9 protein-coding genes and 2 pseudogenes are annotated in these 9,102 nt (G+C 72.1%); 10 read left to right on the forward strand and 1 reads right to left on the reverse strand.

The genetic code is table 11. From position 1 onward, the window contains the following. The 6 genes from KBA23_RS14005 to KBA23_RS14030 form a co-directional block, all read left to right on the forward strand. Positions 1 to 380 (forward strand): phosphoribosylaminoimidazolesuccinocarboxamide synthase (locus KBA23_RS14005; RefSeq protein WP_290741969.1); only part of this gene is annotated, 380 nt, incomplete at its 5' end. 13 nt (positions 381 to 393) lie between these two features. Further along, complete coding sequence (gene purS, locus KBA23_RS14010; RefSeq protein WP_290741971.1) at positions 394 to 633, forward strand: phosphoribosylformylglycinamidine synthase subunit PurS; 240 nt, start codon at positions 394 to 396, stop codon at positions 631 to 633. Between the two features lie 4 nt (positions 634 to 637). Next, positions 638 to 1,675 (forward strand): zinc-dependent alcohol dehydrogenase family protein, encoded by a 1,038-nt coding sequence (locus KBA23_RS14015; protein WP_290741973.1) that lies wholly within the window; start codon positions 638 to 640, stop codon positions 1,673 to 1,675. A gap of 14 nt (positions 1,676 to 1,689) precedes the next feature. After that, positions 1,690 to 2,373, forward strand: coding sequence for a phosphoribosylformylglycinamidine synthase subunit PurQ (gene purQ / locus KBA23_RS14020; RefSeq protein WP_290741975.1), 684 nt, complete (start codon positions 1,690 to 1,692; stop codon positions 2,371 to 2,373). A gap of 32 nt (positions 2,374 to 2,405) precedes the next feature. Beyond that, complete coding sequence (locus KBA23_RS14025; RefSeq protein WP_290741978.1) at positions 2,406 to 4,184, forward strand: ATP-binding protein; 1,779 nt, start codon at positions 2,406 to 2,408, stop codon at positions 4,182 to 4,184. A 5-nt stretch (positions 4,185 to 4,189) separates the two neighbouring features. Next, complete coding sequence (locus tag KBA23_RS14030) at positions 4,190 to 5,545, forward strand: sigma-54 dependent transcriptional regulator (RefSeq protein ID WP_290741981.1); 1,356 nt, start codon at positions 4,190 to 4,192, stop codon at positions 5,543 to 5,545. Positions 5,546 to 5,693: 148 nt separating this feature from the next. On the opposite strand, the pseudogene KBA23_RS16880 reads toward KBA23_RS14030, so the two are convergent. Further along, positions 5,694 to 6,179 (reverse strand): annotated as a pseudogene (locus KBA23_RS16880) (DoxX family protein); the annotation flags it as partial. Here KBA23_RS16880 and KBA23_RS14040 point away from each other — a divergent pair. From KBA23_RS14040 to KBA23_RS14055, 4 genes and pseudogenes are all read left to right on the forward strand, one after another. Next, on the forward strand, positions 6,121 to 7,005 hold the full coding sequence (locus KBA23_RS14040; protein ID WP_290741984.1) for a PfkB family carbohydrate kinase: 885 nt from the start codon (positions 6,121 to 6,123) through the stop codon (positions 7,003 to 7,005). The pseudogene KBA23_RS16880 and the gene KBA23_RS14040 overlap by 59 nt on opposite strands. After that, a complete protein-coding gene (locus KBA23_RS14045; RefSeq protein ID WP_290741987.1) occupies positions 7,002 to 7,943 on the forward strand; it encodes a pseudouridine-5'-phosphate glycosidase in 942 nt (313 codons plus the stop codon). The genes KBA23_RS14040 and KBA23_RS14045 overlap by 4 nt, the downstream gene beginning before the upstream one ends. Positions 7,944 to 8,015: 72 nt before the next feature. Next, on the forward strand, positions 8,016 to 8,708 hold the full coding sequence (locus KBA23_RS14050) for a DUF502 domain-containing protein (RefSeq protein ID WP_290741990.1): 693 nt from the start codon (positions 8,016 to 8,018) through the stop codon (positions 8,706 to 8,708). A gap of 145 nt (positions 8,709 to 8,853) precedes the next feature. Then, a pseudogene (locus tag KBA23_RS14055) lies at positions 8,854 to 9,102 on the forward strand (NAD-dependent dehydratase); the annotation flags it as partial.

Raw genomic sequence — 9,102 nt, forward strand, 5'->3', positions numbered from 1 at the left:
ACCCGATGGTCTCCGAGGAGCACATCGTGGCGTTCAACTGGGCGGCCCAGCAGGACATCGACGACATGATCGCGCTCGCGCTGCGCGTGAACGACTTCCTCTCGGGAATGTTCCTCGGCGTCGGCATCCGGCTCGTCGACTTCAAGATCGAGATCGGCCGGGTCTATGACGGCGACTTCCAGCGGCTGATCGTGGCGGACGAGATCTCGCCCGACTCGTGCCGGCTCTGGGACATCGAGACCGGGCGCAAGCTCGACAAGGACGTGTTCCGCCACGATCTCGGCAATCTCGCCGACGCCTATACCGAGGTGGCGAAGCGCCTCGGCGTCATGCCCAAGACGAACGGCCGAACCCATACCGGTCCGAAGCTGGTGAACTGACGATGGCAGCCGAATGAAGGCCCGCGTGCACGTGACGCTCAAGCGCGGCGTCCTCGATCCGCAGGGAGAGGCGGTGCGCCACGCGCTTGGCGCGCTCGGCTTCGCCGGCGTCGAGGGCGTCCGCATCGGCAAGGTGATCGAACTGGACCTGGACGAGACGGACGCCGAGGCAGCGCGGTCGCGGGTCGGCGAGATGTGCGAGAAGCTGCTCGCCAACACGGTGATCGAGTCCTACTCGGTCGAACTCGCCTGATCCCATGCGGGCCGCCGTCCTTCGCGAATACAACGCCGACCTCTCGCTCAAGGAGGTCGCCGACCCGCGCCCCGAGGAGGACGGCGTGGTTCTGCGCACCCTCGCCTGCGGGGTCTGCCGCTCCGACTGGCACGGCTGGACCGGCGAGCACCCGCGGGTCAAGCCCGGCCAGATCCAGGGCCACGAATACAGCGGCGAGGTGATCGAGGCCGGTCCGCGCGCGCCGTGGAGGGTCGGCGACCGCGTCGTCGCGCCGTTCATCCTCGCCTGCGGCCACTGCCCGGCCTGCCAGTCGGGCCACCAGAACACCTGCCCCGACCAGCGCCTGCCCGGTTTCGTCGAGCCGGGCGCCTTCGCGGAATACGTCGCCGTTCCCTCGTCGCACAACCTCGCCCGCCTGCCGGAGAGCCTGTCCCCGACGCTCGCAGCCGGCCTCGGCTGCCGCGTCACCACCGCATGGCACGCGCTCACCGGCCGCGCCGACCTCCGCGCGGGAGAATGGCTGGCTGTCCACGGCACCGGCGGCATCGGGCTATCGGCGCTGCTCATCGCCAAGGCGCTCGGGGCCCGCGTTGTCGTTGTCGACGTGGTGCAGGAAAAGCTCGACCACGCCCGCGGCCTCGGCGCTGACGCCGCCGTCAACGCCCGCGACGGCGACACGGCGGCGGCGATCCGCGACATCACCGGGGGCGGCGCCCATGTCTCGGTCGAGGCGCTCGGCATCGCCCAGACCACCAACGCCTCGATCGAATGCCTGCGCCCGCTCGGGCGGCACGTGCAGGTCGGAATGCCGGTCGGACACACCGCCTTCATGGAGATCAACATGAACGCGGTCTACGTGAAGAACCTCGCGCTCTACGGCACGCGCGGGATGCCGTCCTGGCGCTACCCGTCGCTCCTTGCTCTCATCGAACACGAAGTCGTGGACTTCTCGCCGTTGATCGCGCGGGAAATTCCGCTTACGGGGGCCTCGGCCGAGCTGCGCGCCTTCAACGGCCCGACGCCGCCGGGCGTCGCGGTCATCACCGACTTCGCCAACTGAGGGAGGGCATCCGCATGAAAGCCGGCGTGATCGTCTTTCCGGGGTCCAACTGCGACCGCGACCTCGCCGTCGCGCTGCGCGCCGTCGGGGCCGAGGTCACTATGGTCTGGCACAAGGAGACCGCGCTGCCCGCCGGCCTCGATCTGGTCGGCGTGCCCGGCGGCTTCTCGTTCGGCGACTACCTGCGTTGCGGCGCGATCGCGGCGCGGGCGCCGGTGATGCGCGCCGTCGCGGACTTCGCCCACGACGGCGGCCATGTCCTCGGCGTCTGCAACGGCTTCCAGGTGCTGATCGAGGCCGGGCTCCTGCCCGGCGCGCTCATGCGCAACGCCGGCCTGAAGTTCGTCTGCGCCCGGGCGCCGCTCTCCGTCGGCACGTCCGACAGCGCCTACACGCGCGGCTACGCCCGCTCCGAGAACGTCGTCTTTCCGATCGCCCACCACGACGGCAACTATCTCGCCGACCCCGAGACGCTCGCCCGGCTCGAGGGCGAGGACCGCGTCGCGTTCCGCTACCGCGACAATCAGAACGGGTCGATGAACGCCATAGCCGGGGTGCTCTCCCGCAACCGCCGGGTGCTCGGGCTGATGCCCCACCCCGAGCGCGCCGTGGATCCCGTCCATGGCGGCGTCGACGGTCAGCGGCTTTTCGCCGGTCTGGCCGCGGCGGCGGCCGCGGGCGAGCCGCAATACGCTTGAGCGCCGCCGACCCCAGGCGTAGCCTCGTTCCGATGAGCGACGCTGCCGCAGCGCCCGGGGGCCGTCCGGCCGCATTCTGGATGCGGCTCGGGCTGGTGAGTGCGCTCGTTCTGCTCGCGCTGGTCATCTGGGGCGGCAAGATCTACCTGACCCGCCTGTTCAGCGAGGACCAGAACGCCGACGCCGCCGTGCGCGCGACGCTCTATGCCGGCAGCCTGCAAAGCGCGATGCAGCGCCACTCGGTCGTGCCCCTGCTGCTGTCGCGCGACCCGATCCTGATCGAGGCGCTCGAGGACGGCCAGTTCGGCGAAGCGGACGAGCGGCTCACGACGTTCCGCGAGGAGATCGGCGCCGGCTCGATCTTCCTGCTCGACGCGGGCGGCCGGGTCGTGGCCGCGAGCGACGACCGGCCGCGGGGCGAGGACGGCAGCGCCGCCGACTTCTTCACGCTGCCGATGGCGGACGCCGCCAACAACACCGCCTATTCGATCGTCGAGCGCCCTGACGGCGGGGGATACGCCTTCCACTACTCGCGCCGCCTCGTCGGCGAGGACGGCGCCCCGCTCGGCGTGATCGTCGTCACCGTCGACCTCGGGCTCCACGAGGAAAGCTGGCGGCGCGCGCGGGTCAAGGTCGTGGTCACCGACGGCGAAGGCACGGTGCTGCTCGCCTCGGAGCCCAACTGGCGCGGCAAGACGCTGGCGAACCTGCTCGCGACCGACGACAGCCCGAGCCGGGTCGGGCAGGCGATCTACGACGCGCGCCGCACCCTCGGCTCGCCGAGCTTCGTCTACATCGCCGGCGCGCCGCATCTCAGGAGCGAGGTCAAGGTCGGCTTCCGGAGCTGGACGCTGACCTACTTCCCGACGCTCGAGGGCGTGCGGGCACAGGTCAACGCCGTGCTGGCGCTCATCGTCATGGGCTTCGCGCTGCTCGTCGCGCTCGCCTTCTACCTGCTGTCGCGGCGGGCGCGGGCCGAGAGCCGGCGCATCCAGCGCGAGAGCGACGAGTTGCGCCTGCTGAACCGGCGGCTCTCCTTCGAGATGGCGGCGCGGCGGCGGGTCGAGCGCAACCTCAAGGACGCCGAGCAGAGCCTCGAGCAGGCCTCGAAGCTCGCCGCGCTCGGGCAGATGTCGGCCGCGGTCAGCCACGAGCTGAACCAGCCGCTCGCGGCGATGAAGACCTACCTTGCCGGCGCCCGGCTCCTCGTGCATCGCCGCAGGCCCGAGGAGGCGCTGTCCTCGTTCCAGCGCATCGACGACCTTATCGACCGGATGGGCGGGATCACGCGCCAGCTCAAGTCGTATGCGCGCAAGGGCGACGGCGAATTCGACCTCGAACCGGTCGACCTGCGCGACAGCGTGCGCGCCGCGCTCTCGATGATGGCGCCGCAGCTCAACAAGACGCCGGTGACGATCACCACGACCCTGCCCCGCGAGCCGGCGGTGGTGATGGCCGACGCGCTCCGCATCGAGCAGATCATCGTCAACCTGCTCCGCAACGCGCTTGACGCCGTGCGCGGGCGACCGGACCGCCAGATCAAGATCTTCCTCGCGCTCGGCGAGACGGTCCTTCTCTCGATCGAGGACAACGGACCGGGCATCACCGCGCCCGACAAGCTCTTCGAACCCTTCTACACCACCAAGAAACCGGGCGAGGGGCTCGGTCTCGGGCTTGCGATCTCGGCCGGTTTCGCGGCCGAACTCGGCGGCCGGCTGGTCGCGCGCAACGCGCCAGACGGCGGCGCCGTCTTCGAGCTGGTCCTGCCGCGCGACCGCGCCCGGTCGGCCCCCGCCCAAGCAGCGGAGTGAATGCGATGACCGGATCGAACGGAAAGACGATTGTCGCCATCGTCGACGACGAGGCCGACATGCGCGAGAGCGTCGCGCAGTGGTTGCAGCTCTCGGGCTTCGAGACCACGAGCTTCGACTCGGCCGAGGCCGCCCTGAAAGCGCTGTCGCCGGCGTTCGCAGGCGTGGTCGTCAGCGACATCAGGATGCCGGGCATGGACGGGATGGCGCTTCTCCGCCGGATCCAGACGATCGACCCGGCGCTCCCGGTGATCCTGATGACGGGGCACGGCGACGTGCCGATGGCGGTGGAGGCGATGCAGATCGGCGCCTTCGATTTCGTGGAGAAGCCGTTCGAACCCGACCGGCTGGCCGAACTGGTGCAGCGCGCTTCCGAAGCGCGGACGCGGACGATCGAGACGCGGGCGCTCCGGCGCGAGATGTCCGACGGCGCCGTCGTCATGCGCCGGCTGATGGGAAAGAGCCCGTCGATCGAGAAACTGCGCGAGACCATCCTCGACGTGGCGCAGGCCGACGGGAACGTCCTCGTCATCGGCGAGACCGGCACCGGCAAGAGCCTCGTCGTCGCCGCGCTGCACGCCTGCGGGCCGCGGGCGGCGAAGCCGCTCGTTACGATCAACTGCGCCTCGGTGGCGGCGGACGCGCTCGAGGCGATGCTGTTCGGCGGCGAGGGCTGGGCCGAGAAGCCGCTGGTCGACCAGGCCGAGGGCGGAACCCTCAGCCTCGAGGACGTCGAGGCGCTTTCGCCCGCCGCGCAGGCCAGGCTGCTCGAGACGCTGAACGCGACCGACCCCAACTCGGCGTCCAGGCGGCTGCACTCGCTGCGCGTCGTCTCGGTGTCGAGCCGTCTCGGGGCGGCCGCCCCCGGCGAGGCCGTCATGCGCGACGACCTCTATTTCCGGCTGGCGGGTCTCGCCATCGAGGTGCCGCCGCTGCGCTCCCGCGGCGAGGACATCCTTACGCTGTTCTCCGCCTTCTCGGTCCAGTTCGCCGAGGAGTACGGCTGCGAGCCGCCGACCCTGAACGCCGTCGACGCCGCCAACCTCGTGCAGGCGCCCTGGCCGGGCAACATCCGCCAGCTCACCAACCTCGCCGAGCGGGCGGTGCTTCAGGCGCGCCGCGGCGAGCACAACATATCGGCGCTGCTGATCGACGACGGCTTCCAGGCCCCGGTGATCTCGCTCGATGCCGAGAAGCCGCTCAAGGATCACGTGGACGCGTTCGAGAAGATGCTGATCGAGCACGCGCTGCGGCGAAACCAGGGCAGCGTGTCCGCCGTGATGGCCGAGCTGGCCCTGCCCCGGCGGACGCTGAACGAGAAGATGGCGAAGTACGGCCTGAGCCGCGGGGACTACCTCTGACGGCTGGCCGGGACGCCGCGCCGGCCGGCGCGGCGGCCGGCCGGCGGTCCATGCGGGCGGGCCCGTTGCGGCGAGCGTCGAGCGACCACGCCCCGGCGCCGAACGCGGCGAACGACAGGAAGCCGCCGGCGATCGCGACGTTCTTCCACGCGAGCGCAAGGGCCGCGCCCCGGGTTTGCCAGCCGACGAGGATCGCCAGCCCGCCGAGGATTTCGAGCGCGATGGCCGGAATGGCGAGGATGCCCGGCATCCCGCCCGAGGCGGCACAGGCCATCGTGCCGCCGACGTCGCCGAGCTTGGCGAAGCCCGCCGAGAGGAACATGGCGGCAAGAAGCACACGGCCGGCGAGCGCCAGCGCCATGTCACGGGTCCTTTGGGAAACGGCGCCGTGGGGCGCCACCCCGAACCGGCGACAGACAGCCCGGAGGGGCAACTGATATATCAGACCTCTTGCGTCGCGGGACGCCATGGGATCACCTGCGCGCAGAACGATGGACCGGGCGGTCCGCATCCCGGGGAGGGGCGAGCATGAACGGCGGGAAGATCCTGATGCGGCGCGCGGAGCCCGCCGCGGCTTGATCGGCGCGCAGGGCCAATGGGCGCTCTGCGTCGGCGCGGCGCACTGGGACGTCATCGCCCGCTCGACCCGGCCGCTCCTGCCCGGCAACGACGCGCCGGGGACGGTGGCGCACCGCCCCGGCGGGGTGGCGCTCAACGTCGCGCTGGCGCTGGCGGCGCTGGGCCGTCCCGCCGCCATCCTCGGCGTCGTCGGCGCCGACGCCGAAGGCGCGCGGCTGATCGAGGCGGCGTCCGCGCGCGGCGTCGATTGCGCCTCCCTGCTGCGCCGGGGCGCCACGGATCGCTACGTCGCCATCGAGGGACCGGACGGCGCGCTGGTCGCCGCGGTCGCGGACTGCGCCGGCCTCGATGCCGCGGGCGACGCCCTCGCCGCCTCGCCCGCCCTCGCCCGACGCTGGCCCGGGCCGGTCGTCGCCGACGGCAACCTCGCGCCTTCGCTGCTGGCGCGGCTGGCGGAAACGCCGGCGGCGGCCGCGGGCCTCGCGCTCGTGCCGGCGAGCCCGGCAAAGGCGGTCGCGCTCGCCGACGCGCCCTGTCGCGGCCGGGCGACGATCTACCTCAACCGCGCCGAGGCCGAGGCCGCGCTGGGCGCCGCCCAGCCTTCCGCCGCCGCCGCCGCCGCGGCGCTCCGCGCCCGGGGCTGGGCGGCAGCGCTCGTCACCGACGGCCCGCGCGCCGCCGCTTGGGACGCGGCGGACGGCGCGGCGGAGGCCTCGCCCCCGGCCGTCGCCGCGCGCTCCGTCACCGGGGCGGGCGACGTGCTGGTGGCCGCGCACCTCGTCGCCCGCGCCAAGGGGCGCGACCCAGCGGAGGCGCTCGGGGTTGCGCTCGCCGCCGCCGCGGCGCATGTCTCCCGTCCCGATCCCAGCGAGGCCCCATGAACCCGCCGCTCCGCCTCTCGCCCGAGGTCGCCGAAGCCCGCGTCGCGGGCCGGCCGATCGTCGCGCTCGAATCGACCATCGTCACTCACGGGATGCCGCATCCCGCCAATGTCGAGACCGCCCGCGCCGTCGAGGCCGCCGTGCGCGCCGGCGGCGCCGTGCCGGCGACGATCGCCGTCGAGGGCGGCGTGATCGAGGTAGGGCTCTCCGACGCGCGGCTGGCGGCGCTGGCGACGGCGCGCGACGTCCGCAAGCTCAGCCGGGCCGACCTCGCGGTGGCGCTGTCCGAGGGGTGGACCGGCTCGACCACCGTGGCGGCGACGATGATCGCCGCGCGGCTGGCCGGGATCGCGGTCTTCGCCACGGGCGGGATCGGCGGGGTGCACCGCGGAGCCGAGACGAGCTTCGACATCTCCGCCGACCTCGAGGAACTGGCGCAGACGCCGGTGACGGTGGTCGCCTCGGGCGCCAAGGCGATCCTCGACCTGCCGAAGACGCTCGAGGCGCTGGAGACGCGCGGGGTGCCGGTGATCGCCTATGGCCAGGACGCGCTGCCGGCGTTCTGGTCGCGCGACAGCGGACTAGCGGCCCCGCTGCGCCTCGACACCGCCGAGGCGATCGCCCGGGCGCACCTGATGCGCGCCCGGCTCGGCCTGCCCGGCGGGCAACTGGTGGCGAACCCGGTCCCGACCGAGGCCGAGATCGCGGCCGCGGAGATCGCGCCACATATCGACTCCGCGCTGCAAGCCGCTGCGAAGGAAGGCGTTTCCGCAAAGGAGGTGACGCCGTTCCTTCTCGGCCGCGTGCTGGCGGCGACGGAGGGCCGCTCGCTCGCCACCAACGTCGCGCTGGTGCGCGACAACGCGCGGGTCGCGGCGGCGATCGCGGTGGCGCTGGCGCGGCTGACGGCGGCAGAGCGCGGCGCGGCCGCGTCGTAAATTCTTGATCGTCTGACGATTCCGCCCGGCGGGAAACCGCGCTAGGCTCGGGGCGGAAGGAAGGTTCCCCGCATGGCCCGCAAGACCGTCAGGCGCCCGCGCCCACCCAAGCCGCCGCTGATGCAGCGCCTGCGCGGCGACTTCCTGACCGGCCTCGTCGTAGTGCTGCCGGTGTTCCTGACGATCTACGTCGTCTGGGGCCTTGTCGCGATCGTCGACGCCCGGGTGATCCCGCTGATCCCGCGGCAGTACAACCCGGAGAACGTGTTCGGCCGCAACATCTTCGGGCTCGGTCTCGTTGTCTTCGTGGTGTTCACCACGATGATCGGGGCGGCGACCAAGGGCTATATCGGCGGTCGGATCATCCGGGCTGGCGAGCGGCTCGTCGACCGCACACCGATCGTCCGGCGCATCTACAACGCCCTGAAGCAGATCGCGGAGACGGTGTTCAGCCAGTCGAACGTCTCGTTCCAGCAGGCCTGCCTGGTCGAGTATCCGCGCCGGGGATGCTGGCGCGTTGCCTTCGTCGCCGGACCGGCGCGGGGCGAGGTGGCGGCGCGCGTCGCTCCGGTTGAGCTGCTGAGCGTCTTCGTGCCGAACACGCCGAACCTGACCGCCGGTTTTCTGGCGTTCGTCCCCCGCAACGAGGCGCTGATGCTCGACATGTCGATCGAGGACGCGGCCAAGCTGGTGGTCTCGGGTGGCATGGTCGCGCCCGGCGAGCCCCGACCGGAGCCGCCGGCCCGCACGCCGGCACGGGCCTGACCCCGGTCCGTCGAGCCTCGCCCCGCGCGCGTGACGTCCCGAATCGCGCCTTCCTGCGGCGCCTTGGTTGCATCACGGTCGCGAGAGCGTCACATAAGGAGGCTAGGGGTCCGCTCGAGCGGACGACCCAAGGGGGAAGACGACCATGAAGATCGCGGTTCTCGGCGGCGACGGCTTCTGCGGCTGGCCGACGTCGCTGCATCTCTCGGGCGCGGGCCACGAGGTCCACATCCTCGACAACCTCAGCCGGCGCTGGATCGACACCGAGCTCGGCGTGCAGTCGCTGACGCCGATGGACTCGATCCAGGAGCGCACCCGCATCTGGCGGCAGGAGACCGGGCGGACGATCCGCTTTCACCTGCTAGACCTCGCGCGCGACTACGAGCTCCTGAAG

It is taken from the genome of Amaricoccus sp., assembly GCF_017995835.1.
Lineage (GTDB): Bacteria > Pseudomonadota > Alphaproteobacteria > Rhodobacterales > Rhodobacteraceae > Amaricoccus.

What these genes read in the sequence shown, in the direction of transcription:
- KBA23_RS14030 (WP_290741981.1), top strand. Translation starts at nt 4,190, where the DNA reads ATGACCGGATCGAACGGAAAGACGATTGTCGCCATCGTCGACGACGAG.
- KBA23_RS14045 (WP_290741987.1), top strand. Translation starts at nt 7,002, where the DNA reads ATGAACCCGCCGCTCCGCCTCTCGCCCGAGGTCGCCGAAGCCCGCGTC.
- KBA23_RS14050 (WP_290741990.1), top strand. Translation starts at nt 8,016, where the DNA reads ATGGCCCGCAAGACCGTCAGGCGCCCGCGCCCACCCAAGCCGCCGCTG.
- purS (WP_290741971.1), top strand. Translation starts at nt 394, where the DNA reads ATGAAGGCCCGCGTGCACGTGACGCTCAAGCGCGGCGTCCTCGATCCG.
- KBA23_RS14025 (WP_290741978.1), top strand. Translation starts at nt 2,406, where the DNA reads ATGAGCGACGCTGCCGCAGCGCCCGGGGGCCGTCCGGCCGCATTCTGG.
- KBA23_RS14015 (WP_290741973.1), top strand. Translation starts at nt 638, where the DNA reads ATGCGGGCCGCCGTCCTTCGCGAATACAACGCCGACCTCTCGCTCAAG.
- purQ (WP_290741975.1), top strand. Translation starts at nt 1,690, where the DNA reads ATGAAAGCCGGCGTGATCGTCTTTCCGGGGTCCAACTGCGACCGCGAC.